Source organism: Mycobacterium attenuatum, assembly GCF_900566085.1.
GTDB lineage: Bacteria > Actinomycetota > Actinomycetes > Mycobacteriales > Mycobacteriaceae > Mycobacterium > Mycobacterium attenuatum.
In genome coordinates, this window is record NZ_UPHT01000016.1 from 1 (window position 1) to 25343 (window position 25343).

General features: G+C 64.9%; 21 protein-coding genes and 1 pseudogene. 14 read left to right on the forward strand and 8 right to left on the reverse strand.

The features are described 5' to 3' along the window. Positions 1–226: 226 nt before the first annotated feature. The 6 genes and pseudogenes from EET13_RS02585 (at position 227) to EET13_RS02615 (ending at position 7723) form a co-directional block, all read left to right on the forward strand. Positions 227–1186: a helix-turn-helix transcriptional regulator gene (locus tag EET13_RS02585; RefSeq protein WP_122440827.1), complete on the forward strand. Its 960-nt coding sequence runs from the start codon at positions 227–229 to the stop codon at positions 1184–1186. A 163-nt stretch (positions 1187–1349) separates the two neighbouring features. After that, positions 1350–3368 carry a SpoIIE family protein phosphatase gene (locus EET13_RS02590; RefSeq protein WP_168991219.1) on the forward strand — a complete coding sequence of 673 codons (2019 nt, stop codon included), beginning with the start codon at positions 1350–1352 and terminating at the stop codon, positions 3366–3368. Positions 3369–3523: 155 nt separating this feature from the next. Continuing rightward, complete coding sequence (locus EET13_RS02595) at positions 3524–4279, forward strand: maleylpyruvate isomerase family mycothiol-dependent enzyme (RefSeq protein WP_122440847.1); 756 nt, start codon at positions 3524–3526, stop codon at positions 4277–4279. Between the two features lie 11 nt (positions 4280–4290). After that, complete coding sequence (locus tag EET13_RS02600; protein ID WP_122440829.1) at positions 4291–4665, forward strand: nuclear transport factor 2 family protein; 375 nt, start codon at positions 4291–4293, stop codon at positions 4663–4665. Between the two features lie 10 nt (positions 4666–4675). Further along, positions 4676–5542, forward strand: coding sequence for a glucose-1-phosphate thymidylyltransferase RfbA (gene rfbA / locus EET13_RS02605; protein WP_122440830.1), 867 nt, complete (start codon positions 4676–4678; stop codon positions 5540–5542). A gap of 406 nt (positions 5543–5948) precedes the next feature. Next, positions 5949–7723: pseudogene (locus EET13_RS02615) on the forward strand (molybdopterin-dependent oxidoreductase). 32 nt (positions 7724–7755) lie between these two features. On the opposite strand, the gene EET13_RS02620 reads toward EET13_RS02615, so the two are convergent. Together EET13_RS02620 and EET13_RS02625 are read right to left on the reverse strand one after the other, a co-directional pair. Then, positions 7756–8202 carry a group III truncated hemoglobin gene (locus tag EET13_RS02620; RefSeq protein WP_122440832.1) on the reverse strand — a complete coding sequence of 149 codons (447 nt, stop codon included), beginning with the start codon at positions 8200–8202 and terminating at the stop codon, positions 7756–7758. After that, positions 8195–8944, reverse strand: a complete 750-nt coding sequence (locus EET13_RS02625; RefSeq protein ID WP_425294215.1) for a helix-turn-helix transcriptional regulator — start codon at positions 8942–8944, stop codon at positions 8195–8197. Before EET13_RS02625 ends, EET13_RS02620 begins: the two co-directional genes overlap by 8 nt. A 217-nt stretch (positions 8945–9161) precedes the next feature. On the opposite strand from EET13_RS02625, the gene EET13_RS02630 reads away from it, so the two are divergent. Continuing rightward, on the forward strand, positions 9162–9509 hold the full coding sequence (locus tag EET13_RS02630; RefSeq protein ID WP_122440834.1) for a YbaB/EbfC family nucleoid-associated protein: 348 nt from the start codon (positions 9162–9164) through the stop codon (positions 9507–9509). 4 nt (positions 9510–9513) lie between these two features. Here EET13_RS02630 and EET13_RS02635 read toward each other — a convergent pair whose 3' ends face one another. Then, positions 9514–9930 (reverse strand): hypothetical protein, encoded by a 417-nt coding sequence (locus tag EET13_RS02635; RefSeq protein ID WP_136623088.1) that lies wholly within the window; start codon positions 9928–9930, stop codon positions 9514–9516. Positions 9931–10039: 109 nt separating this feature from the next. Here EET13_RS02635 and EET13_RS02640 point away from each other — a divergent pair, with 109 nt between their 5' ends. Both EET13_RS02640 and EET13_RS02645 read left to right on the forward strand, forming a co-directional pair. Continuing rightward, positions 10040–10366, forward strand: a complete 327-nt coding sequence (locus EET13_RS02640; protein ID WP_136623089.1) for a WXG100 family type VII secretion target — start codon at positions 10040–10042, stop codon at positions 10364–10366. A gap of 2 nt (positions 10367–10368) precedes the next feature. After that, the gene (locus tag EET13_RS02645) at positions 10369–10659 is read left to right on the forward strand and encodes a WXG100 family type VII secretion target (RefSeq protein WP_122440837.1); all 291 of its coding nucleotides are present in this window, start codon (positions 10369–10371) and stop codon (positions 10657–10659) included. Here the strand turns inward: EET13_RS02645 and EET13_RS02650 are convergent. Then, positions 10656–11783, reverse strand: coding sequence for a hypothetical protein (locus EET13_RS02650; protein ID WP_122440838.1), 1128 nt, complete (start codon positions 11781–11783; stop codon positions 10656–10658). The two genes, EET13_RS02645 and EET13_RS02650, sit on opposite strands and share 4 nt — an antisense overlap. Before the next feature lie 88 nt (positions 11784–11871). Between EET13_RS02650 and EET13_RS02655 the strand changes: the two genes are divergently transcribed. The 3 genes from EET13_RS02655 to EET13_RS02665 all read left to right on the forward strand — a co-directional run bounded on the left by EET13_RS02655 (position 11872) and on the right by EET13_RS02665 (position 14686). After that, complete coding sequence (locus tag EET13_RS02655) at positions 11872–13185, forward strand: putative toxin (protein ID WP_122440839.1); 1314 nt, start codon at positions 11872–11874, stop codon at positions 13183–13185. Continuing rightward, positions 13182–13817: a HEAT repeat domain-containing protein gene (locus EET13_RS02660; protein ID WP_136623090.1), complete on the forward strand. Its 636-nt coding sequence runs from the start codon at positions 13182–13184 to the stop codon at positions 13815–13817. Before EET13_RS02655 ends, EET13_RS02660 begins: the two co-directional genes overlap by 4 nt. A gap of 227 nt (positions 13818–14044) precedes the next feature. Further along, entirely contained in the window at positions 14045–14686 is a 642-nt protein-coding gene (locus EET13_RS02665) for a HEAT repeat domain-containing protein (RefSeq protein WP_122440841.1), read from the forward strand. Positions 14687–14836: 150 nt separating this feature from the next. Here EET13_RS02665 and EET13_RS02670 read toward each other — a convergent pair whose 3' ends face one another. The 4 genes from EET13_RS02670 to iniR form a co-directional block, all read right to left on the reverse strand. Next, positions 14837–16507, reverse strand: a complete 1671-nt coding sequence (locus EET13_RS02670; protein WP_122440842.1) for a PE family protein — start codon at positions 16505–16507, stop codon at positions 14837–14839. Positions 16508–16716: 209 nt separating this feature from the next. Further along, a complete protein-coding gene (locus EET13_RS02675) occupies positions 16717–18006 on the reverse strand; it encodes a pyridoxal phosphate-dependent aminotransferase (protein WP_122440843.1) in 1290 nt (429 codons plus the stop codon). 30 nt (positions 18007–18036) lie between these two features. After that, positions 18037–20868, reverse strand: a complete 2832-nt coding sequence (locus EET13_RS02680; RefSeq protein WP_122440844.1) for a (Fe-S)-binding protein — start codon at positions 20866–20868, stop codon at positions 18037–18039. Between the two features lie 200 nt (positions 20869–21068). Next, complete coding sequence (iniR, locus tag EET13_RS02685; protein ID WP_244603733.1) at positions 21069–23510, reverse strand: isoniazid response ATPase/transcriptional regulator IniR; 2442 nt, start codon at positions 23508–23510, stop codon at positions 21069–21071. A gap of 207 nt (positions 23511–23717) precedes the next feature. Between iniR and EET13_RS02690 the strand changes: the two genes are divergently transcribed. After that, a complete protein-coding gene (locus EET13_RS02690) occupies positions 23718–24257 on the forward strand; it encodes an Rv0340 family IniB-related protein (RefSeq protein WP_122440846.1) in 540 nt (179 codons plus the stop codon). A gap of 291 nt (positions 24258–24548) precedes the next feature. Beyond that, the coding region (locus EET13_RS30145) for an IniB N-terminal domain-containing protein (RefSeq protein WP_211189016.1) at positions 24549–25343 on the forward strand (795 nt) is incomplete at its 3' end.

Consider the following 25343-nt stretch of genomic DNA (forward strand, 5'->3'; position numbering starts at 1 on the left):
TCATCACCGGCACCAAACCAGCACACGACACGAGATTGTCATCATCGAACACCGCCGACGAGGGCGCGAACCTGTGACACACTCTCACCGAAAGTGCCTTTCTTGAGCTGGACGATTGTTGTCTGGAAACTCCAATCATCCCAGGTCAAAAGGCACTTTCCTCATCTCGACACCCGAAACGAACCCAATCCATCCGTGGATCGAGGCTAAAGCAACCAGGCCCGCGGTGAGCGCGCCGACGGTCGTTATCGACACCGATAACCTCGATAAAACCGAAGCGTTCCTGTCCCGGACGTATGCCACGATGCGTGTCGGCGCCCGCCCTGATCCCCCGACCCGGCTGTATGTCCGCCGCGGTGTGCTCGGTCCGGTCAGCCTCGACGAGGTTCGGCTTAGCTATGACATTGGCTGGACTGCCGCTCCATTGGGCAAGGTTCGCCTGAGCCGGGTGCTGTCAGGGACAGTTCACCAATGCCTGCCCGACGGATCGATGGACTCCTACGGCCCGTACGACGCCATGATCATGGGCCTACCCGACCGCCCGTTCACCGGACGCTGTGTTCACTCGCACTTCGACCTGGTCCTGGTCGAGCCCTTGCTGCTACAGCGCGTGGCCGCTACCGAGCCAAGCCGCTATCCCACACCTGTACGGCTGACGGGCCACCGCCCCGTATCCCCGGCCGCGTGCCGACGGATCAACCACACGATCGAATATTTGTGGGCGCTGGCGTGCGATGAGTCGTCTGTTGCGGAATCACCCCTCGTCGTGGCCACCGCCGCCGACCATTTGGCAGCCACTTTGCTCAGCGCTTTCCCCAACACCGCGCTGGCCGATCCCACCATCGAAGATCGCCGCGACAGCACACCGACCCTGCTGCGCCGAGCGGTCGCCTATGTCGACGAAAACGCTCACAGCGATATCTGCCTGACCGCGATCGCGGAGGCCATCTACGTGACTCCGCGGGCGCTGCAATACATGTTCCGCAAGCACATGGATTGCACACCGATGGAATATGTTCGGCGAGTTCGCTTGCATGGCGCTCACCAGCAACTGCTCACCAGCACCCGGACCGAGACCACCGTGGCCGAGATCGCGCGGCGCTGGGGCTTTGACCACGCCAGCCGGTTCGCGGTGTATTACCGTGCGGCCTACGGCCGCAGTCCGCATCAAACTCTGCGTAGCTAAGAGCCTGCGTTGTACGGCGAAGATCTGGGACGTCGATTCCCAATCGCTCGCGGCATCCCACCGTAATCGTTATTGGACAACGAATCCGTTCGTTGGCCAATTGCGGCAGATCAACTGTAATTTCGGCCGACAACCAGTCGTGACGGGCGTATCGTCGGCGGACGTGGCCAGCGATAGGAGGCGGCGCGGCTTAGGCGTCGGGGTCCCTGAAACTGGCGCTCACAACGGCTCTTCCGACCTTGGCGCCGATGAGCGCGACGATCTGGTCGGCGATGCCGCGGCAGTGCGCCGGGCATACGATGCTCTTCCGCTGATCGTGGGCTCCTTTGAGGGGCCGCAGCACAAGCTGGTGACAGGCAATGCGGCGTTTCGTGCGTACTATCCGCGAGGCGTGTCTGGCGTACCGATCGAAGAGCTTGCCCCGGAACTGAGCGGCCCGGGATTGATCGACTACGACCACATCTATCGGTCCGGGAAGTCCCTCAGCGTGTCCGACTTTCGTCTGCACGTTGACCTAGACGGGTTGGGGCTAAAAGAGCACTACCTCAATATCACTGCGGTCCCGCAACTTTCGGCGCGCGGCGAGGTGGTCGGAGTGGTATTTGTGGCCGCGGACACTACCAAGCAGGTGGTTGAGCGGTTGACTGCCGAGCAGCGAGCCCGGGAGATGGCCGGTCGATATGAGTCGTTGCGCGACTCGGCCTCGGTAATGCAACGTGCGCTGTTGTCCCCGCAGCTGCCGGTGCTACCCGGGGCCGACCTCGCCGCGGCGTATCTGGTGGCAACCGAAGACACCGCTGCGGGAGGCGACTGGTTCGACGCAATCCCCACCTCCGATGGATCGCTGATGCTGGTGGTAGGCGACGTGGTTGGTCACGGCGTAGCCGCGGCCGCGGTGATGGCTCAACTGCGTACCGCGACCCGAATATTCCTCAGCGGCGCAACTGATATTGCGTCGGCGCTGCGGGCTGTCGACGACTTCGCCGCCGACATCGCCGGCGCCAAGTCGGCAACAATCTGCGTGGTAGCGCTGAACACTACAACCGGTGATGCGCAGTACTGCACGGCTGGCCACCCACCACCACTGGTCATTGATGCGCACGGCATGCCACGGTATCTCGAACCCACCGGCGCCGGCCCGCTCGGCAGCGGGTGTGGGTTTCCCGTCCGCACCACACACCTTGCACTCGGCGATGTGGTGCTCCTTTACACCGACGGAATCATCGAACGTCCCGGGCTGCCTTCGGCTCACCGCAGCACCGAACTGGCCGAGGTGACAGCGAGGGTCCTTCGCGGACAAGCGTTTCCGCTCGACACCGGGCAGCGTGCGGTCGAGCGGGTTTGTTCGCACACAGTGGAGCTACTCGTCCGCGCCACCGGCTACAGCGATGACATCACCTTGCTAGCCGCCCAACGCCGGATCCCGCCGCTGCCGTTGCACGCGACGATGCGCGCGGACTACAAGGCCGAGCGCGCCATCCGAAATCAGCTGCGCCAGTGGCTTGTCACGCTGGGAGCTGACCAGACCAGCGGCCAACCCCTAGAACAGGCCGTCAGCGAATTCGTGGCCAACGCCGCCGAGCATGCCTATGTCGACCAGGTTTGCGGGACGCTGCACATCGATGCGGTTCTGGGCGATGACGGGCGGGTTCGGGTCGCCGTCACTGACCACGGCGTTTGGAGGCAGCCGTCAACCCCGGCCGACAACCGCGGACGGGGCCTCGCGCTTGCGCACATGCTGATCCCCGACACCGTGGTCACCCATGACAATCACGGAACGACAGTGACCTCGACGCACCGGTTAACCCATTCGGCGCATATCGTTACCGACCCGCGACAAGGCCCGGGCGTCCCTGCCGCTGCGCCATCGACGACCTTCGACGTCGGTATCACCGACGACGGGTACGTCATCGTCGTCGGCGATGTCGACACCCATGCCGCGTCCACCTTGGCCGGATTCCTCGCGACGACATCCCGCGCGGGCACCCAGGAACTGCGCGTGGACCTCAGCGCGGTAACCCATCTGGGCTCAGCCGCGGTCAGCGTGCTGTTCGAAGCCACCGAGCGCGCAGCGCGCCACGACACCACGGTCACGCTGGTCGCACCCCCGGGCGCAGCTGCTCACCACGTGCTGTCGCTGGTCGGCCTGCCGATCACCGTCCAACCGAACGCCGAGCTGTAGCACTCGGGGCGCATCTTCTGCGACGATCCACCGCGACCGCGACCGCCGTAGCCGAAGGCCCAGCGCCAGCTCCCGACCCCCACCGTGGTGGTGCGTGTTGGGGCCAGTCGCGTGCGGTAAACACCGACCTGTGGGTCGCGAGTAGCGTGGCCGCCGTGGACTACCCGTCGGCATATCTTGAGCAGACCCGGGCATTTGGCGACCTCATCCGTAACGTCGACCAATCGACGCCGGTGCCGACCTGCCCGGGATGGAATCTGGGGCAGCTGTTCCGCCACGTCGGGCGCGGGGACCGCTGGGCGGCACAGATCGTGCGCGATCGGCTGGACAACTTCTTGGACCCGCGCAGTGTCGAAGAGGGCAAGCCCCCAGCGGATCTCGATGGCGCGATCAGCTGGCTGCGTGGCGGCGCACAGCGTCTCGTCGATGCGGTCGAGCAGACTGGAGCGCAAACCCCGGTGTGGACGTTCCTCGGTCAGCGCCCCGCGGGCTGGTGGATCCGGCGCCGGCTGCACGAGGTGGCGGTGCACCGGGCCGACGCCGCGAACGCCGTCGGGGGCGAATTCACACTCGAGCCGGATATCGCGGCCGACGGGATCAGCGAATTCTTGGAGCGGATCGTCGTCCAGGCGGGCGGCGACGGGGCGGCCCCTCCGCTCGAGGGGAGCGACACTTTACATTTGCACGCCACCGATCCGGGCCTTGGTGCCGCCGGTGAATGGACCATCGTCGTCGACAATGGCCGGATTTCCTGGTCGCACCAGCACGGCAAGGGGACCGTGGCGCTGCGCGGCCGCGCCGCCGAACTGCTGCTGGCGATGGCGCGCCGAGTTCCGGTCGCCGACACCGGTATCGAGGTGTTCGGCGACGATGCCGTGTGGCGGAATTGGCTGGACCGCACGCCTCTTTAGACTGGCAGACCATGACGACGTCGGAAATCGCTACGGTGCTGGCTTGGCATGACGCATTGAATGCCGGTGATATTGAGATGTTGGTGTCGTTGTCAAGCGACGACATCGACATCGGTGACGCGCACGGGGCGGTGCAGGGTCATGAGTCGTTGCGCCGGTGGGCTGATTCGGTGACGACGACGGTCGAGCCGGGGCAGATGTACGTGCACGAGGGGGTGGTGGTTGTCGAACAGCAGTTGGTGGACCGCGACGATGTCAGGTCCGTCAAGACGGTCGCATCGGCGTTCCGCGTGGTCCAAGACCACGTGACCGCAGTCTTTCGGCACGGCGACTTGGCGGCGGCGCTGGCGGCTACCGAACTCACCGAGGAGGACTCGGTCGATTGAGGAGCTGCTGATGCGTGGAATCATCTTGGCCGGTGGTTCGGGAACTCGCCTGTACCCGATCACCAGGGGTATCAGCAAGCAGTTGTTGCCGGTCTATGACAAGCCGATGATCTACTACCCGTTGACCACTTTGATGATGGCCGGCATCCGTGACATCGAACTGATCACAACCCCGCACGATGCGCCCGGTTTTCACCGCCTGCTCGGCGACGGCAGGCACTTAGGGGTCAATATCAGTTACGCCACCCAGAATCGTCCCGAGGGACTGGCACAGGCATTTGTCATCTGCGCTGATCACATCGGCAACGATTCAGTGGCACTTGTGTTGGGGGACAACATCTTTTACGGACCCGGTCTGGGCACCAGTTTGACCAGGTTCCAATCCGTCAGTGGTGGCGCGATTTTCGCCTATTGGGTGGCCAACCCATCGGCCTACGGGGTGGTCGAGTTCAGTGACGAGGGCATGGCGGTGTCGCTGGAAGAAAAGCCGGCCACGCCGAAATCGCATTATGCGGTGCCGGGGTTGTACTTCTATGACAACGACGTGGTGGAAATCGCAAGGGGTTTGACGAAATCCGCGCGTGGCGAGTATGAGATCACCGAGGTCAACCAGTTCTATCTCGATCAGGGTCGGTTGGCGGTGGAGGTGCTGGCCCGCGGGACGGCGTGGTTGGATACCGGCACCTTTGACTCGCTGCTGGATGCCGCCGACTTCGTCCGGACGCTGGAACGCCGGCAGGGACTCAAGGTCAGCATCCCTGAGGAAGTGGCGTGGCGGTTGGGCTGGATCGACGACGAGCAACTGGAACGCCACGCCCGCAGCCTGACCAAATCCGGCTACGGCAGCTACTTGCTGGACCTGTTGGAGCGCAACTAATTCAGCGAGTTTGGCCGGTAGCGGCGGCGAGCTTCGGCGACTCCTCCTTGCGTGAGGACGGCTGTCGATCTGTTGGGTTCAGGCGGTACGCAGTTGCCCCCTCTGAGCGACAACCTCAGGCGCGCGACGGATTTTGTCGCGCGTAGTCGGGCAACGTGTTGACGAGTCAAGCAACGCCCCCCGAGCTCCGTGTGAGCGCGATTTTGTAACCCGTCGTAGGGTCCCCGGCGCTCGGCGCGATCCCGCACGCTAGGAGCGCCCCGGCCAAGCCAGCGCCCGGTCTCCCAAACATGCACGCCATGGCGTACTGTTTACACAACATATATTGTAGAAAATAGATTGGCGCGAGATGACCGACCAAGCCCCCGATGTCCGAAGCTTTCCTGGCGAGCGTCGCAGCGCGGTCATGCATGTTGATTCGCCGGGAACGGCTACCGCCGCGCGCGTCGATGCAGAGCTGGACCTTGGCTACCGCGCCGAGTTGCGCCTTGCTGAGAAGATTGTCAACCCCGAGACCTGGGCCGGCGGTATAGAAGACAAGCGGGCGATCGCTCCACGCCTGCGCGTCGGTCGTGACAGGTGGCTGAACCTACTGTGGTTGATTCCCATCGGGTTTGCCCTGCTGGTCGCGGCTGTCGCAGTGGGCAAAGGGCTGCACAACATGCCGGCCGTCCAGGCGTTCATCCAGCGATATCCCGGCACCGATGTCCCGTCCGGTGTGGGCCGGGCATTCCCGCGTGGGTGGGCTGGTCGCACTTCTTCAACCTGTTCTTGATGATGTTCATCATCCGCTCCGGAATCCAGATCCTGTGCGATCATCCGCGGCTCTATTTCAGTCGCAATGCCACGCCGGGCAAGGACGAGTGGTTGCGCGTGGCAAAGCCGGTGCCGGATGACCCGCTGTGGACGGCCAAGGATGATTCAGTTGCCCTGCCCCGTCAGCTGGGATTGCCCGGAATTCGGCATTCCATTGGGCTGGCGCGGTGGTGGCACCTCGGCATCGACGTCTTGTGGCTGCTCAACGGCGCGGTCTTCTATGCGCTGCTGTTCGCCACCGGTCAATGGCGGCACATCGTGCCTACCAGCTGGGACGTCTTTCCCAACGCCGCGTCGGTAGCAATTCAATACCTGTCGTTGAGCTGGCCGGTAGACAACACATGGGTGGCGTATAACGCGTTGCAGCTGCTGGCGTACTTCACCACCGTGTTCATCGCCGCACCGCTCGCCTTTATCACCGGTCTCGGAATGTCGCCGGCCCTGTCAATGCGTTTCACCATGCTCAGTAAGCGCTTGAGCATTCAGGCCGCGCGCTCGCTGCATTTTCTGGTGCTGGTGTATTTCCTGTTCTTCATCCTCGTCCACGTCACGCTGGTCTTCGCCACCGAGGCGTTGCGCAATCTCAACCACATGTTCGCCGCCCGCGACGACAACGGGTGGGTCGGATTCTGGATCTTCGCGGCAGCAATGGTCGTGGTGGCCATCGGATGGGTGATTGCCACGCCGTTGACATTTCGGCATCCGCGGACGGTGCAGCGAGTCGGGTATGCGCTCATCGGTCCGCTGCAGCGGCTATTCGAGTACGCCAACCCGAAGCCTGGCGCGTTCACCGAAAAGGACATCTCGCCCTACTTCTGGCACAACGGCACCTACCCGGAATCGGTTGAGTACAAACAGCTCGAGAAAAACAATTTCGTGGATTGGCGACTGCGGGTCTACGGTCTCGTCGAGAACCCCACCGAGTTCTCGCTGGCGAACTTGCGCGACCTGCCCTACCACGAACAGATCACCCAGCATTTCTGCATTCAGGGCTGGTCGGGCGTGGCGAAATGGGGTGGCGTGTCGATGCGGACGATCATGGACATCGTCAAACCGCTGCCCGAGGCCAACTGGGTGGTGTTCTACTCACTGGGGCCCGGCGCCGACGGCGGGATCTACTACGTGGCTCATCCGATCCGGCAGATGAGCCACCACTTGACCATGCTGGCCTACGACATGAACGGCGAACCGGTGAGTTATGGTCACGGCGCGCCGCTGCGGCTGCGTAACGAACTGCAGCACGGCTTTCGACATGTGAAGTGGCTCAAGGGCATCGAGTTTGTCGCGCATTACTCCGAACTCGGTAGCGGCTACGGCGGCTACAACGAAGACCATGAATTCTTCGGGCGTCATCAGACCATTTAGGGCAACCGGAGTCAGCGGGCCGGACCGCGGACTCAGCCGGTTTGGCGGGTGATCAAGGCGTCGAGTTCTGCTGCGTCCGTGCCCGTTAGCCGCCGGTGCATGGCCCAGGCGATCCTGGCGCCCTGGACCTTCGCGTGCTCGGCGATGGGCCCCTGAAACATTTCGTCGACTGTGTAGTTCCACATCGTCAACCAGCGGACAAAATGACTGCTACTCAACGGTGTTCGTCGGTGGACATCCCGATGGGCGTGCAGTGCGCTGCCCCGGTAGAGACCAGCTCGAAACAGCACGGTCTCCCAGAAATCGGCCATCACCGGGATGTGCATTTCCAGACCTTTGCTGCGCAACTCGCCGAACGGCGCGGCCAGCACGTCGTCGGTCATCACCCGGCCGTAGAACCTGCGCAAGAGCGCCTCTATATCCGTGCGATCGCTGATATCTGCGACGGCGTTACCCGGCAGCGTCAGTAACTCAGTCATGGCCGGTGACCCGCACAAGACAGAGTTCCGGTTGGACGAACGGCTCGAGTTCGGCCCTCATTGCTGACCGCGATGCAGCCGAATCACCCTCGTTTTCAGCCCAATTCGCGAGAAGGCCCTGCAGCAATCCCTGGTGCAGGGCGCAGCTCACTTCCGGGTGGGCGCGGGCGAGTTCCCGCACGGGGCAGCTATGCAGATGAATCGTCTGGTGCCTGGCCCTCGTCGATCCCGCGGCAGGTTGCAACTCAGGGCCGAATCCCATCCGGTCGAACACCCTGGCGATCAGTGCTGCGCGTATCGCGAGTTCCGCAGGCTGCCCGGGTTGATTCGAAGTATTTTGCGGGGCAATGTCTTCACGCGTCGAGTCGTTGGCTATCCGCTCTGCCCATCGTCGGCCGGCTGCTTGGGCACGGCGACGGCGCTTGTCGGTGGTGTCTCCCAGTTCCAGTGCCAGTATCTCGGCCAGGGTTCGATAGCCGAGCCGCTCGCGCACCGCAAGGTAACCGGTGCGGGGACGGCCCACGCTGGGCCGCGCGAGCCGGGTACGTTCGACGATTCCATCGCTGCACAACGCGTCGAGGTGAAAACGCACCGTGGTCGGATGCAGTCCGGTCTGGGCGGCGAGTTCGGCCGCGTCCACCGCCTCGGCGTGTTGGCGCACCAACTCGAGGATTCGTTGACGTTGACGTTGCTGGCCCATGCGGTGTGGTGGTCCGCTCGCCGGCGTCTTCTTGTCGTCCACGCCCAGTGGCCTCCCATCGCTTTGTGCACAAGTCTATTTAAAGGACATTATCCCTTAATATAGCGCGGACCGCCAACGGCGCGCCTAGCCGGTCTCATCACGGCGTGAAGCCGTTTTGGCAGGGCCTGGCGCAGGATAGGCGCTCCTGCGCATTCAACGTTTCAGCTGGCTAGACTTGTGAAGCCGAGATCCGGCCGCTTGAATCGACGGACATGCCATGAGCAGAGCCAACCATCCTCGGGTTGCGCAGATGGTGCATCAGGCACACATCGTGATGTCTCTTCTTGACGAACAGGTTCGCCGGATGAGCGCCGAATCCTTTACCGCGGCACACCATACGGGTGCGGTCGAGGTGAGTCTCAACGGTCACCGGCGCATGACCGGTCTGTACATCGATCCCGGCGTGATGGGCCTGGGCGCTCAGGAATTGGCTAGCATGATCAACGAAACCATTGCCGGGGCAAGCGATTACGTTGCCGAGTGGGTGGGTGCCGACGTCGCAGACCTCGAAGATCGCGTCGCGGAGGCCCTGGCGGTGTTGCGGGCTCTGCCGCCGCCCGGGTAGCGCGTCACGACACCCAGATGCGGGGATGTTCCCGGTGCGCCGAAGGCGCTTCCAGCTGGTAGGCGCCGCCGGAGTCACGCGCGTAGGGGAAGATCAGGCCGATCGCCGCGCCCTCGCGGTGCTCGATACTGATCTCGATACCGTCCTGGTTCGCCTCGGTCAGTCTGACGTTCACCGCGACCGCCGCCGCCCGTAGGCTGTCTTTCAAGTCGGTGAGCGCGCGCCACTGTGTGGCGATCTGCTCGGCTATCGGCAGCTCAGAACCGCGGGGGTAGTTAGGTGCAATGGCCTGACGTTCGCCGCCGTTGGACACCGCAAGGGCGAACGGCAGGAACTCACCGGCGTTGGCAACCTGATCGAGCGCGAATCCGGTTGCAGCGTCCACCAACTCGTCGAGGTCGGCTTGTGCTTCTTCCGTCACGCTGTCTCGCCAACCGGCCATAGCTCGCCATCTCCGCTTCGTTCTAGTCGCGTGTGGACCGCCTGTGACAGTAGTCTGCGGATACTAGTCTTTTCGAGGGGTGGTCAGCATGGCGGCCGAGGAGCTTCGCGTCTACTGTGCAGAGCTGGCTCATGCAGCAAGGGCCACGACACGCGCGGCGGACGAAATCGATGGCCTGCGGGGCAGGCTGGGCGGCCGAATGAACGAGCTGGCGGGCACCTGGACCGGCCGAGCAGCCAGCGCCTATCTGGACGTCTGGGCCGAGATCGACGACGAGTGCGGCCAGATGCTCGACGACCTGCGCTGGATCGGGGAATCGTTGGCCGCTGCCGCCGCCGGCTACGCGCAGATGGAGCACACCGCGTCCGACGCGTTCGGCGGCATCAGACCTGCCGGCGCGGTTGACGGGCGCTGATCATGGCGCGACGCACCGTCAACGAGGACGAGTTGGTCGACGCCGCCGACGCGATGCGGCAGTTTTGCCTGGTGATGAAGGATCGTCTCAACGGGATAGCCACCGAATTGCTTGGCTTGCAACATAATTGGGAAGGCGTGGCGTTCGAAGCATTTCTGGAGCGGGTGCAGCACTGGCAGGGCTGGGCGGACGAGATGAGTGAGGTGGTTTTCGACATGCACCTCAACGCGCACATCGCGCATCGCAACTATGTGCATAACGCGGAGGTCAACACCGCGATGTGGGGCGGTTAACCCTGGTTGAGGTGAGGGCGGATCGCCGCGGGGCTGTTCTTGGGAGTGTTGCTAGGCCCGTATTCCGAGGGGATGGCCGTGACGCGCAGCGACGCCGGGAAGGGATCGGGGAGTGCGGCGAGTTGGCCGCGGTCGGTGGGTTCCTCGGTCGGCGCGTATAGAGCGCCCTCGTCGTAGTAGGTGGTGTGTTCGGGCGGCAGGTAATCGCGGACCAGTGGCAGGTAGTCGTTGCCCAGCCAGGTCCACCAGACGGGGTTGGCCGGCAGACCCAGGATCCCGCCGGGTCCGCGCAGTGAGCCGCTCAGATCCCAGCTGGTGTCTGTGGGTCCGGACAGTTTGTGGTTGCGTAGCACTTCGCCGGTGGCCAGCACGCTGCCGCGCCGGCGGGCGTACTCGACGAAGAAGCGCCGCACGGTGTTGCGCCACGGCGGGTCGTCCAACGGCTGGGCCACCATTTTGATGCTGTCAATCAGGATGCCGTCCCAAATATTCGGATACAGCCCGCCCTCGATACACGGCAGGGTGGGCTTGAACCACACACACTCGGGTCCAAAGCTGGCAATGAATTGGTCGTCCCCATCGCGATCCAGCCGATACCGCAGCGGGTAGACGTCGCCGAAGCGACGTGGCAACGCCTCGGGCAGAAACTTTCTTGCCAGCTCCAGCCACAGCGTTGCTGCGTTGGGCGCCGATTCCGGTGAGTACCAATGCAAGTCAAGGACGCGGATCAGCTCCGAACCGGGCGAGGCGATTTGGCGTGGCCTTTTCGCGCCGAGAATGTCCTCGGTCTGCTCGTCGACCGCCACGCCCCCTGCGGCCTGGGCCAACGCTTTGGCGAACCGCCGGGCGGGCCGCACTTCGGTCGGGTCGCTGCCCTCGATGACGATCTGCCAGCTGGTGGTCGGGTCCAGGACATGCGGCACCACGTCGTCTGGCACGTCCTCGGGCTCGATCTCGTGTGGCCCGAAGACGGTGAACGAGTACTTTTCGTGCTTGCCGCGCAACACGGTGACTTCATGGTCGCCGCTGTCGCCGACCGACAGCCCGGGAATGGATGCGACGATCTCTTCCAGCTGCTCGTCGTCGATGCTGGACGCGGCGTAGACGGTCAGGTCATAGGACAATCGTGTCAGCCCTTCTCTCGCCCGAAATCACCGAAACCCAGGTTGCCATACAATCGATCCGCTAACGCGGGAGGTGGGCGGGGCGGCCATGACTGACGTTGACCCGGAATTGTTCTACGACGCAGCCGCGGCCTACACGGAGAACAGCGACCACGCCGCCGCAGCGCTGCGCAAGCTGGCCGGGGTGGAGGCCGCCCGAGCGGCCGGAACCCACGGGGTGGGCCCGCAATGGGGGAGTTCCTACGACGTCGCGGCCGAGGAGGCCGGCCAGGTCGCTTACCGGTTGGTCAACGTGTTTCACAATTTGGGTAGCCTGCTACGCCAAAACGGCATCAACCACGACCAAACCGAAGAAGCCTCGACCCTCAACCAACGCGATGCCTATGGCGCGCCGATCACCCCGCCGGGTGAATCCGCCGGCACCTTCATCGACGCGGCGGTGGCCGTGAGTTCGGTGGCCGGCGGTGGCGATCCCGAACCGCCGCACTGGAACCTGGTTGCCGACGGCATCGTGGACGGCTGGCCCGACGGGCATCCCGATCGTGCGCTGGCGGCCTCGGCGGCCTGGGAAACCTTCGGCCACGACCTCGTTCGCATCGACGATCAACCCGGCCCCGAAGAGCAACGGCTGATCGTCGACGTGGAGGCCGCCGAGATTGCGCCGCTGGTCGACCGGCTGGAGGAGGCGCGCGGTGTCAACACCGATATCGCCGGCGCTTGTGGCGATTTGTCGCGTGCGGCAAAGGACTACGGCAACGAGCTGAAGTCCGTCAAAGACGACATGGCCTTCGTCGTCAACCAGTTGTATTGGCTGATAATCATTCTCGACGGCTACCCTCCGGCGCTGCATCGGCTGATCGGGCCGATCAAGGAGATGTTCATCGCCGCGGCAGTCACCCAAATCAACGGGCTCAACACGGTGCTGCGCGCCACCGCGACCGCGTCGATGACCGATTTGACGGCGGCCGGCAGCGCGATGGGCACGGCATTGCCCGCGGTGAAGCGACTGTTGGATCTGGTGCCGCGTCGGGTCGATCCGACGCCGACGCAACGGGTTAACGACAACCGCCGCAAAGGCCGTCGCGCCGAGGACATCGCCGGCATCGACCAGACGAAGAAGGTGCCGATTCGTGTGACGGACCCGGAGACCGGCGCAAAAAGAACCCGGATCCCAGACGAAATCGACGAGCGAAACCATGTCATGCGGGAGGTCAAGAACGTCAAGAAGCTTGCAGCCACTCAGCAGCTGCGTGATATGGCGCAGTGGGCGCGCGACAACGGCTACAAGCTGGTCATCGTGGTCGACAAAGGACGGACGGACCGCGGAAATGTGGAGCAAACATTGGAAAGCAATTACAAGGGGTTGGATGTGGTGATTGACGACAGTAAGAACTTGTCATGAGGTCGCCAGGGGAGCCCGATACGTGGCCAGAATCCGAGCAGGCGATGAAGGCTGAGCTGGATGCCGTCGGCATCCCGGAAGACACCATCTGGGAGCTCGTCAATTCCCGCTACGACTACCCGCAGGCGGTGCCGATCATGGTGGAGTGGCTGCAGCACCTCGACGAACGCATCCCACCCGACGAGGACCGCCGTGCCTGGCGGCTCGGCTTGATCCGCAACCTCATCACCAAGAACGCCAAGGGTAACCGCGCCGCCGCCGACATCTTGTTCCACCAGTTCGACATCGACCCACCGCTGAGCAACGTGGAATTGGAAGTTACCGGCTTTGCGCTGGCTCAAGTGTGTGACCGCTCGGACTTTCCGCGGGTGGCAGCGTTGATCCGTTCCGAGCGCGATTTTCCGACAAAATCAGACTTGGTGCGTTGGCTGGGGCAGTTCAAGACCGAGGAGGCCAAGCAGCTGGTGGTCAGTCAATTGCGGGACCCGGGAACGCGGAGCGATGCGATGGCGGCTCTGGTGCGCCAGCGCGCCACCGGGGTACGTGAGGAGGTCGCAAAGTACCTCAACGACCAACACGAGTATTGGCGCAAGGAAGCGCAAAAGACTCTCGCCAAACTGCCCCCGGACTAGGCCGGCAGGTTGCTGTTGATTGCGCCGTTGGCCGACTTGCGGGAGGCGCGTGGTGTCGACACCGATCGTCGGTGGTTGTGACGACTTGTCATGCGCGGCAACGGATTACCTGACGTAGCCTTAAGTCATCTTGACAAAGGACACCCGGAAGCCGGAAGTGTGGAGCAAACCTTGGAAGGCCAGTACAAGGGGTTGGATGTGGTGATTGACGACAGTAAGAACTTGTCATGAAGGAGAAGTATGGTCCCGACCCCGCGACCTGGCCGGAGTACCGGCGGGCGATGAAGCGGGAGCTGGATGCCGCCGGCATTGCCGAAGACACCATCTTTCAGCTGGTCAATTCCCGCTACGACTACCCGCAGGCGGTGCCGATCATGGTCGACTGGCTACAGCACCTCGACGAACGTGTCCCACCTAACGAGGATCGTCGCGCCTGGCGGCTCGGCCTGATTCGCAACCTGATTACCAAGAACGCCAAGGGTAACCGCGCCGCTGCCGACATTTTGTTTCACCAGTTCGATATCGATCCGCCGCTGAGCAACGTGGAATTGGAAGTTACCGGCTTTGCGCTGGCTCAAGTGTGTGACCGCTCGGACTTTCCGCGGGTGGCAGCGTTGATCCGTTCCGAGCGCGATTTTCCGACAAAATCAGACTTGGTGCGTTGGCTGGGGCAGTTCAAGACCGAGGAGGCCAAGCAGCTGGTGGTCAGTCAATTGCGGGACCCGGGAACGCGGAGCGATGCGATGGCGGCTCTGGTGCGCCAGCGCGCCACCGGGGTACGTGAGGAGGTCGCAAAGTACCTCAACGACCAACACGAGTATTGGCGCAAGGAAGCGCAAAAGACTCTCGACAAACTGCCCCCGGACTAGGCCGGTGCGCACGCTGCGGCACCACTACACGTCGTCGGCATCGCAACGGCCGGACGCTGCCCGGTAGGTAGCGACGCCGACCCGACGATCGATGGGGACACGTGACTCTGGGACTTCCGTGGCGGCAGCGCGATCCGGCGACAACTGGAGCTAAAGCCCCGGTTGCCCGGGCTGGCCGAACAGCAGCCCACCGGAGCCGGGATTGCCTGGGGTGCCGCTAATGAGTGTCGCGGCGTTGCCGCCGTTGCCGCCGTTGCCGATCAGCTGGGCATTGCCGCCGTTACCACCAGTGGCGATGCTGACGCTGTTCGCTCCGGGCACCCCGACGTTGCCACCGCCGCCACCGTTGCCGATCAGAGCGGCTTGGCCGCCATTGCCGCCGTTGCCGCCCTCGCCGCCGCCGCCGAAGCTTTCGAAGCCGGATCCGCCAGTGCCGCCGGCCCCGCCGTTACCGAACAGCCTTCCGCCGGTCCCGCCGGCGCCGCCGTTACCACCCGTGGCGGTGGCACCGCCGGTGGTGGTGTCGGCAAAGGCGGCACCACCAATACCACCGACTCCGCCGATGCCGAACAGCGTGCCGCCGGTTCCACCGGCGCCACCGGCGCCGCCCGTGGCGGTGGCGTTGTTTGTGTCGACGTAGCCAAGGCCGCCGGCACCGCCGGCTCCGCCAATCCCGAATAGGCCGGCGTCGCCGCCATTGCCGCCCTGACCTCCCGTGATGAACAACGGAGAGTTGGTAAGGTTGCCTGCCCCGCCGGCGCCGCCGTCACCGCCGGCACCGAAGATCAGGCCGCCGCGACCGCCGTCACCGCCGGACCCGCCGAATCCACCCCCGGCAGACCCCACTCCGCCGACCCCACCAGTACCGCCCGAGCCGAAGAACCCAGCGTGGCCACCGGTACCGCCGGACCCGCCGATGCTCTCCAGGGAGTTGCCACCGGACCCGCCGGTGCCACCGGTGCCACCAAACAAGCCCGCGTTGCCGCCGTCGCCGCCGGACCCGCCGGCAGCCGCGCCGCCCAGCCCGCCGGCGCCGCCACCGCCGCCGTTGCCGAGGAGCCAACCGCCGGATCCGCCGTGGCCGCCGTTGCCGCCGCCGAACTGCAAACCGGCGCTGCCTACACCGCCGCCGCCGCCGACGCCGCCATTGCCGATCAGCCCGGCGCTGCCGCCGTTGCCGCCGATTCCCCCGTTGGCGTTGCCGAATCCGCCTGCGCCGCCGGCGCCGCCGGTGCCGTATAGCAGCCCGCCGGTGCCGCCGATGCCGCCGTTCCCGCCGCTGTTCAGCGAGCCGCTGCCACCGCCGCCACCCACGCCACCATTACCGAACAGTCCGGCGGCCCCGCCGTTGCCACCCTGCCCGCCGGACACCCCGGATTGGCCGGATCCGCCGTTACCTCCGTCGCCGATCAGCCAGCCGCCGGCCCCGCCAGCTTGCCCGGTTCCCGGTGCCCCGTTGGCGCCGTTGCCGATCAGTGGGCGCCCGGTCAACACCTGGCTGATTCCGTTCAGCGGGTCCAGGAGGATGCTTTGGGCCGCGTTGGTTGCTTCGGCGGCCGCGTACGAGCCGGCGTTGACGTTCAAAGCCTGCACGAACTGGTTATGAAACGCCGCTGCCTGCGCGCTCAGCGCCTGGTAGGCCTGGCCGTGAAAGCCGAACAGCGCTGCGATAGCGGCTGAGACCTCGTCGGCTCCGGCCGCGAGCACCGCAGTGGTTGCACCCGCCGCAGCGGCGTTGGCCTCGCTGAGCACCGACCCAATACCGGCAACGTCCGACGCAGCCGCCGCCAATGCCTCTGGCGCCACGATAAGAAACGACATCGACTCTCCCGACTGCTCAAAGCCGATGCATGACGGCTGGATCGTCTACTCACCATCGACTAATTGGTCTGCATCGTATGCGGGTCGTGGGCCGGTTACGGTGGCTTTCGACAAAGATTATTCGCGCGGACAACGGTCGTTTGGGGCAGTATTCGTGCGCAGTGCCCCGGCCCTTTTGCGTCCGAGGTGCTGGACTCCAGCGCCGGGACCTACTGCCGGTAGCTGACCAGAAAGTTACCCAGCCGCTCGATTGCGGCCGTGAGGTCGCGCGCCCAGGGCAACGTGACGATGCGCAGGTGGTCCGGCTCCGGCCAATTGAATCCGGTGCCCTGGGTGATCAAGATCTTCTCCGACAGCAGCAGGTCCAGGACAAGTTGCTCGTCGTCGGCGATGTCATAGACCTCGGGATCCAGCCTGGGAAACACATAAAGCGCCCCGTCCGGCTTGACGCAGGATACGCCGGGAATCTCGTTGAGCTTGGTCCAGGCGACATCGCGCTGCTCGAGTAGCCGGCCGCCGGGCAGCACAAGGTCCTCGATGCTTTGATGTCCACCCAGTGCGACTTGAATTCCGTGCTGCGCAGGAACATTCGGGCACAACCGCATGTTTGCCAGTAAACTGATCCCCTCGATGAAGCTGCTGGCATGGTCTTTGGGCCCGGTGATCGCCAACCAGCCGGCCCGGTATCCGGCGACCCGGTATGCCTTGGACAAGCCGTTGAAGGTCAGGCACAACAGATCGTGGGCGAGCGAGGCCACGCTGATGTGCTTGGCGTCGTCGTAGAGGATCTTGTCGTAGATTTCGTCGGCGAGCAGCAACAGCTGGTGCTTGCGCGCCAGTTCGACCATCTGAGTGAGGATTTCGCGGCTGTAGACAGCCCCGGTCGGGTTGTTCGGGTTGATCACCACCAGGGCTTTGGTGCGCTCGGTGATCTTGGATTCCAGGTCGGCAATGTCAGGTTGCCAATTCTGGGTCTCGTCGCAGAGGTAGTGCACGGGCGTACCGCCGGCCAGCGAGGTCGACGCCGTCCACAGGGGGTAGTCCGGTGAGGGGATCAGCACCTGGTCGCCGTTGTCCAGGAGAGCCTGCAAGGTCATGGTGATCAGCTCGGACACCCCGTTGCCCAGGTAGACGTCGTCGACGTCGAATCGGGGGAAGCCGTCGACCAGCTCATAGCGGGTGACCACCGCGCGCCGAGCCGACAGGATGCCCTGGGAGTCGGAGTACCCCTGGGCGTAGGGCAGTGCTTGGATCATGTCGCGCATGATCACGTCGGGCGCTTCAAAACCGAACGGTGCCGGGTTGCCGATGTTGAGCTTGAGGATGCGGTGACCTTCGGCTTCCAGCCGGGCAGCGTGTTGGTGTACCGGTCCGCGGATTTCGTACAGGACGTCCTGAAGCTTGGACGATTGCGCGAAAGTACGCTGCCGGTGGTGTGCGGAGGCGTGCCAGGGCAGCTGGTGGGTAGTCACGTCATCCATGGTCTCATCGCTGTCCAGCGATATTTGCTGACAGGTGTCAAACCGTGATCAGCGCTTACCCGGTGGACGGGCGCCGCGTGCGATACCCAGTCCCTTGACGGGCGCTGCGGGGGGAGCCGCAGGGGGGGGCGTGTCAGCATCGGCCGGGGCGGCGGACTCGGGCTCCAGTTTCATCTCCGGTTCCGCGGGGGCGGCCGGCTCGGACGTCGCCGCCGCTGGGGTGGCCTTCTTTGCTCCCGGCCGCTTGGCGCCAGCGGCGATCCCCAGGCCCTTCACCGGCGCCGTGGGGGGTGCTTCGGCCTCGGGTGTCGTGCTGGGCTGCGCCGCAGGGGCGGTCGCTGCCGGGGCGGCCTTCTTGGCGCCGGGCCGCTTTGCTCCGGCCGCCATGCCGAGGCCCTTGGCCGGGGCGGCAGGTGCCGCTTCAGGTGCCTTGGCGGTTTCTTTGTCGGCGCCAGCCGCGGGGGCTGCCTTCTTGACGCCGGGCCGCTTCGCTCCGCCGGCTATACCCAGTCCTTTGGCCGGAGCGGCCGGCGCAGTAGCCGTCGCAGCCTCGGTCGGTGCCTTAGCCGGTGCCTTAGCCGGTGTCTTCGCCGCAGCGGTCGGTGCGGCGGCCTTCGGCGCGGGCTTCTTCTGGGTCTTCTCAGCTTTCTCCTCGGCTTCTTTGGCCGCAGTGCCTTTCGCCGGAAGTTTCACCGCGTCGCGATCGAGCGACCCGAGCAACACCTGGGCCACGTCGAGCACCTCAACGCCGCTGCGCCCGGCTTCTTCCTGTCGGTCGTTGACGCCGTCGGTCACCATGACCCGGCAGAACGGACAGCCGGTGGCGATGGTGGTGGCGTTGGTGGCGAGCGCCTCGTCGACGCGCTCATGGTTGATCCGTTTGCCGATGTGCTCTTCCATCCACATGCGGGCACCGCCCGCGCCGCAGCAGAAGCTGCGCTCGGCGTGGCGCGGCATCTCGGTGAGATTGGCGCCGGCGAGGCCGATCAACTCGCGCGGCGCCTCGTACACCTTGTTGTGCCGGCCCAGGTAGCACGGGTCGTGATAGGTGATGTCTTGAGAGACCGGGGTGACCGGGACCAATTTCCTGTCGCGCACCAGGCGATTGAGCAGTTGGGTGTGGTGTAACACCGTGTAATTGCTGCCCAGCTGCCGGTATTCCTTGCCGATGGTGTTGAAGCAGTGCGGGCAGGTGACCACGATCTTGCGGTCGACGGTCTCGACACCCTCGAACACGCCGTCCAGGGTCTCGACAGCCTGGGCGGCCAGTTGCTGGAACAAGAACTCGTTGCCCGAGCGGCGTGCGGAGTCGCCGTTGCAGGTTTCCCCGGCACCCAGTACCAAGAACTTCACTCCGGCGATGGCGAGCAGCTCGGCGACGGCCTTGGTGGTCTTCTTGGCTTTGTCGTCGTAAGCGCCGGCGCAGCCCACCCAGAACAGGTACTCGAAGCCGTCGAAGCTGGGGACGTCGTCGCCGTAGACCGGGACGTCGAAGTCCACCTCGTCGATCCAGTTGGTGCGATCGGAGGCGTTCTGGCCCCACGGATTTCCTTTGTTCTCAAGGTTTTTGAACAGCACGGACAGCTCGGAGGGGAACTCCGACTCCATCATCACCTGGTAGCGGCGCATGTCCACAATGTGGTCGACGTGCTCGATATCCACCGGGCACTGCTCCACGCAGGCCCCGCAGGTCACGCATGACCACAACACATCGGGATCGATGACACCGCCCTGTTCGGCGGTGCCGACCAGCGGGCGGTTGGCCTGCTCCGGTCCGGACCCCGGGACGCGCCCGAAGCCGGATTCGGGAACGTGGTGGTGTTCGCCGCGACCGGATTCGACGTAGCCGCCCTCCGTTGCCGCGTCCTTCTCGCCCAGCAGGTAGGGCGCCTTGGCCATCCAGTGGTCCCGCAGGTCCATGATGACGAGCTTGGGCGACAACGGTTTACCGGTGTTCCACGCCGGGCACTGCGACTGGCAGCGCCCACACTCGGTGCAGGTAGCGAAGTCCAGCATGCCCTTCCAGGTGAAGTCCTCGATCTTGCCGCGGCCGAATTCGGCGTCGTCCGGCGGGTTTTCGAAGTCGATCGGCTTGCCGTCGGCCTCGATCGGCAGCAGCGGGCCCAGCCCGTCGGGCAGGCGCTTGAACACCACATTGATCGGGGCCAGGAAGATGTGCAGGTGCTTAGAGTGCAGGACGATGATCAGGAAGGCCAGCATGACCCCGATGTGCAGCAGCAGGGCCACCGTTTCCAGGATTTCGTTGCCGGTGTGGCCCAGCGGCCGCAGGATCGCACCGAACAACTGGGATAAGAACGCCCCCTTGCCGTAGGGCAGCGTGCCGTTGTTGACCGCCGACCCGCGCACCAGCACATAGGTCCAGATGACATTGAAGATCATGAACAGGATCAGCCACGCGCCGCCAGTGTGCGAGCCGTAGAACCGCGAGCCTCGGCCGTACTCCTTCGGCTCCGTCCGTAACCGGATGATCCCGAACGTGACGATGCCGAGAAACACGGCGGTGGCAAAGAAATCCTGCAGAAAACCCAGCGCATCCCATCGGCCGATGATCGGGATGTGGAAGTTGGGCTGGAACAGCAACCCGTAGGCCTCGATATACACCGTGAGCAGGATGAAGAAGCCCCACATGGTGAAGAAGTGCGCCAGGCCCGGGATCGACCATTTCAGCAACCGCCGCTGGCCGAACACCTCGGCGATCTCGGTCCAGATCCGAGTCCCGATGCTGTCGGTGCGGTCGCTTGCGGGTTGACCGGACATGACGAGCTTGTAGAGCCACCAGACGCGCCGCAGCGCGAATGCGCCCACTATTGCGGTCATGCCCAGGCCGACTACCAGTCTGATGAGCGTCTGCGTGGTCACTGAAAGTCTCTCCAATGCCTAGTCAATTTGGATCAATTTGGATCAATGTGGGTCAATTTGGGTCACGTTGGGGTCATGTTGGGGTCACTCTGGCGCGCTTTATTGCCTGCTCAACCTGCCCATACTGACATCTTTGCCGTGTTCGACGCGAGATAGGCTGTCCTAACCTTGCTCCTCGGGGCTGCGGTCTCACCTGCGGATCAGGACGGCGGGGCCAGCATTGCCCGCAGCATCGACAACATTTCCGAGCGGGACTCGGCGCCGAGCCGCCGGCGGATCCGTGCGACGTGATGTTCGACCGTTTTGGCCGAAATGAACAATCGGCTGCCGATGTCGCGGTACGGCATCCCCAGCAGCAGCAACTCGGCGACTTCGCGTTCGCGGTCAGATAGCGGAGTGCCCGCCGGTGGCTGGCGCGGTGCGGGCGACGCGCCCGCGGTTGGCTCCATGTCCATGACGCCTGCAGAACCGGTCCCCAGCTTGAGGTCTCGGGCCAATTGCAGCATCGCCCCCGAAACCTTGGCGTCCGACGTTTGCAGGGCAGCTTGGCCGGCCAGCCTGGTCGCGTCCGAAGTCAGGCCGACCTGGGATAGCGACCGCGCCGCCACGGCGACCTCGTCAGGGTCGACTCGGTCGGCCAGCACTCGTAGCCAGGTCCGGCCGGCGCCGGACAGGGTCTGCGCGAGGCCGCTGTAGGCCGCCGCAGCGGCCAAGGCCTGACCGTGCGGCGCCACCGATTCCGGTGAGCCGGCAAGTATTCCGGCGTGCACCCCGGCCCAATGCAATGGATTCGCCCACAAGGGCGGGCTGCCCAGCGAATCCAGAAGGGCGAACGCTTCATTCACAGCGTGTTGCAGTTGTTCCCGCTGGCGTATCCGGGTGGCGGCCACCCACAATTCAGCGAGAGGCAGCAGGCCGTACAGTTCGACGGAGTATTCGGCGAGCACCTCCATAGCTGCCGGCCACTGGGTGTGCAGCGCACCGGTGTCGCCACTGCGGCGCGCGATGGCTATGCGCAGTACTGCGGCCCATAACGCGTCACGTCGGTGCAACTCCGTGCCGGCCGCGGCGACATCCGCGGCGGCCGACGGCAGCTGGCCGTCTTGCATTTTGATCCAGGCGGACAGCAGCAGGTGCCGGCTGCGAAACAACGCGTCCCGATCGGCGTGCAACGCACGCCCGATCACACTGCGGGCGCGGACCGGGTCTCCGGCGTGCATTGCGGCCAACGTGACCAGCGCGGCCGGGCTGTCCGGGACGACTTCGCCGATGGGTTGTGGTGCCGCAAGGGCCTGGCCGAGCTTTGCCGTCGCGGCCGGGTAGGGCTGATCCATGGTCAGCAGCAGCCCCTCGGCGAGGCTGCGCGAAGCTCGTGCAGCCATCGTGGGCGGGCCAGAGTCCTTGAGCCGCAACGCAGCCCGTGCAGCCACCAGATCGCCCGTGGCCGCAAGCACGATGGCTGCGGCCGAGCCGACCACCGCGTCCGGGTATGGGCCCAGCCAGCCGAACAATGCGGCGGCCTGAGCGGTATTGCCATCATGAGCGGCCACGCTGGCCGCAATCCGCACCGCCGCGGCGCGCTCGGCCGAGTCGGGTGAGCTGAGCAGCTCGTCGGCCAGTGCCGCAGCTGCTGTGCAATCGCCGGTGAGGGCAAGCGCATCGGCCAGCCGGGAGGTCAGTCCGGTCGCACCCGCATTGACCGCTGCCCGATACAGCCGTGCGCGGCGCGCCGAGTCGCCCGCGGCGGCGGCATGTCGGCTGAGGACGCCGGCCAGCCGGTCGTCGCGCAGCCCATGTTCGGCCAGTCGCAGCGCAAGGTCCTCAGATACCAACGAGATGTCGAATTGTGTGCGCAGCAGCGATGTTTCGACATGATGGTGGTGTGCGTTGCCGACGATGCGGGCGATGGCGTCATGCACTGTCTGCAGGAAGGGCGCAGGGTGGGACGACATGACGAGTCCGCTGGCGTGCGCGAGGTCGACGAGCCGGCGCGCATCCGTTGTCGAAACCCCAAGTGCCGCAGCGACGTCGGTGATCCCCAACTCGAGGCTGAGCGACATGAGCAGCAGCGCGTCGACAGTGGGTTCGTCGAGCCAGCGCAACCGCTCGAGCAGCGCGAACGTGGCGGCCTGCGGCGGCGGGTGCGCCCCGTCGGACACCGCATGGATCAGAAACGGCAGCCCTGCCGTGCATTCACGCAGATGCTCGGCAACCGGGAGCGGACCCAGCGATATTCGAGGGCGCTCCCGGTCGATAGCCGTCGTCAGAACACCTAGCGCGGGGTTGAGTTGGTGGGCTTCGGTGGCCACGACGAGGGTCGCGCGAGGGTCGGACGCCCGTTCGGTAAGCCGCCGCAGTTCGGCGTCGGTAAGCAGGTGGGCGTCATCGACGACGAGCGCCGCATCTGGCGGATCGCCGTCCCGTGGGGGGCGGGTCAAGACCGTCAACCCGGCGCGGCTCAGCGTCTGACGTGCCGCGGCCAACAAAGACGTCTTGCCGGTTCCCATGCCACCACAGACCAGGACTTTGACCGGCGTCGTGGCGGCTTTGGCCAACTCGTCGAGGACACCGCGAGCCGCAGGGGGGACATCGGTGGGAGAGGGGATCACGGATACGTCGCCGCATTGCGCGAATCCAGCCATTGGCTCATATCGCATCCTTTGCGGGTGTTCACTGGTGTAGTCGGCAGCGGTTTCACCACCCTATCCGGTTGGCCCACAAGCCCAGTATTCCCCTAACGTGATACCCCCTAATGGGATCGCGGGGACCGAGGGTTCCACACCGAACACAGACCTCGCGCCAACCGATAGCATCGTGCTGACGCGAGACATGTGCGATGTGGAGGCGAGATGGCAAACTCGTTGCTTGACTTCGTCATCTCGCTTGTACGTGATCCCGAGGCGGCCGCACGCTACGCGGCCAACCCGGGCCAGGCGATCGCTGATGCTCACCTGACGAATGTGACCAGCGCTGACGTGAACAATCTGATCCCGGTGGTGTCCGATTCGCTGTCGATGACCGGTTCGGCCGGTGCAGCCGGCGCGACTCAAGCCGCTGACCATGGCAACGTTTGGGCAAGCGGTGCGGCGGCGGCTGCTCTCGATGCGTTTGCGCCGCACACCGCAGCGCCCGTGGTCCACCAGCACAGCCCGGTAAGCCAGGTGATCAACGAACCGGTTCTCCCCGGGGCCAGCGAAATCGCTGCCGACCCGCACGAGATCGGCATCGAGTCGCATCAGCCGTCGGTGCTGCTCACCGGTGCTGACATGCCCGATTCGGCGTTCGACGACGGTAGCTTCCCGACGCACGACCCGGCGGTCTGGGATCACCCGGTCATTCACCCGCACACCGTCGACCCTGATCACCACGGCTTCGGTATCCACGGGTGAATCCCATTCCATCGTTGATCTGATTGGTCGCGCCGCTCCTGTCGTAACGAAGCCCTAGGGGCCTACCCTTTGACGTGCACAAATGCGGTGAGTAGGGGCGGCTCCGGGGTCTTCGTAGGGGGTCGCGTTGATCCCCCTAATCCCCTAACGCGGTGGCCCGGTCGATCCCGGTGGGCACCTGATTGACCGGGGGATCTGACCCCGATTTCGGCGACCTGCTGACTCCATAACGTTGTTGACAGAGCGCCGGCCTTCTCGGCGAACAACAACCTCAATCGAAGGGACGCGAACATGACCTCGCTGGTCGACTACATCCTGAGCCTGTTCCGCAGTGAAGACGCGGCGAGGTCGTTCGTCGCCGCTCCCGGGCAGGCCATGACCAACGCCGGTTTGATCAATGTGTCGCCCGCGGAGTTCTCGTCGGCCGCGGCCAGCGCGCTGCCTTTTCTTGATCTCGGTGCCAGCGACCCCATCGGTGGGCTACAGCAAGCGGTTGCTGATCAGCACGGCCTTGCGCTGGCGTCGGACGGCGTCGGCATGGCATCGACGTTTGCCGCCGAGGACGCCGGTGCCGTGGCGACCGCCGGCGGGGAGGGTCTGTTCGCGGGCGAGGTCGGCGCCTCCCTGGCCGATGTCGTGGCTACCGATATTGGAGCCGGCTTGGCTGGCGGGCTGACGAGTGGTGTGGGTGCTGGGGTCTGGAGCCAGAGCGGCCTGGGTTGGCAGACCGATGCGACCGGATTCTTGCCCGGTGTCGTATTTGGCGCCCCAACCGGAGGCTTTGGCAGTCAGGTGGGTGTGGGCTTCGGCGGCGGAGTTCAGGCTGGGATCGGTGCGCAGGCCGGTGCTGGATTAGGCGTTGGCCTCGGCGTGCAAACGGGTTGGAGTGCCCAGGCTGGTCTGGGTTTTGGCGCCGGCTTTCAGGCCGGGTTTGGTGCCCAGGCCGGAGTTGGCTTAGGTCTGGGTGCGCAGACAGATTTGGGCCTCCAGACGGGCGCGGGCATTGGTCTAGGAGGACAAGCCGCGGTTGGTGGTCAGGTTGGTGCAGGGCTGGGGTGGGGGCTCGGTGGGGATGCCGCCTTCGGG

Excerpts from the sequence above, each read along its gene's own strand:
- EET13_RS02600 (WP_122440829.1), top strand. The coding sequence starts at position 4,291 with ATGACGACGTCGGAAATCGCTACGGTGCTGGCTTGGCATGACGCATTG.
- rfbA (WP_122440830.1), top strand. The coding sequence starts at position 4,676 with ATGCGTGGAATCATCTTGGCCGGTGGTTCGGGAACTCGCCTGTACCCG.
- EET13_RS02620 (WP_122440832.1), bottom strand. The coding sequence starts at position 8,202 with ATGACTGAGTTACTGACGCTGCCGGGTAACGCCGTCGCAGATATCAGC.
- EET13_RS02630 (WP_122440834.1), top strand. The coding sequence starts at position 9,162 with ATGAGCAGAGCCAACCATCCTCGGGTTGCGCAGATGGTGCATCAGGCA.
- EET13_RS02640 (WP_136623089.1), top strand. The coding sequence starts at position 10,040 with ATGGCGGCCGAGGAGCTTCGCGTCTACTGTGCAGAGCTGGCTCATGCA.
- EET13_RS02645 (WP_122440837.1), top strand. The coding sequence starts at position 10,369 with ATGGCGCGACGCACCGTCAACGAGGACGAGTTGGTCGACGCCGCCGAC.
- EET13_RS02655 (WP_122440839.1), top strand. The coding sequence starts at position 11,872 with ATGACTGACGTTGACCCGGAATTGTTCTACGACGCAGCCGCGGCCTAC.
- EET13_RS02660 (WP_136623090.1), top strand. The coding sequence starts at position 13,182 with ATGAGGTCGCCAGGGGAGCCCGATACGTGGCCAGAATCCGAGCAGGCG.
- EET13_RS02665 (WP_122440841.1), top strand. The coding sequence starts at position 14,045 with ATGAAGGAGAAGTATGGTCCCGACCCCGCGACCTGGCCGGAGTACCGG.
- EET13_RS02670 (WP_122440842.1), bottom strand. The coding sequence starts at position 16,507 with ATGTCGTTTCTTATCGTGGCGCCAGAGGCATTGGCGGCGGCTGCGTCG.
- iniR (WP_244603733.1), bottom strand. The coding sequence starts at position 23,510 with ATGGCTGGATTCGCGCAATGCGGCGACGTATCCGTGATCCCCTCTCCC.
- EET13_RS02690 (WP_122440846.1), top strand. The coding sequence starts at position 23,718 with ATGGCAAACTCGTTGCTTGACTTCGTCATCTCGCTTGTACGTGATCCC.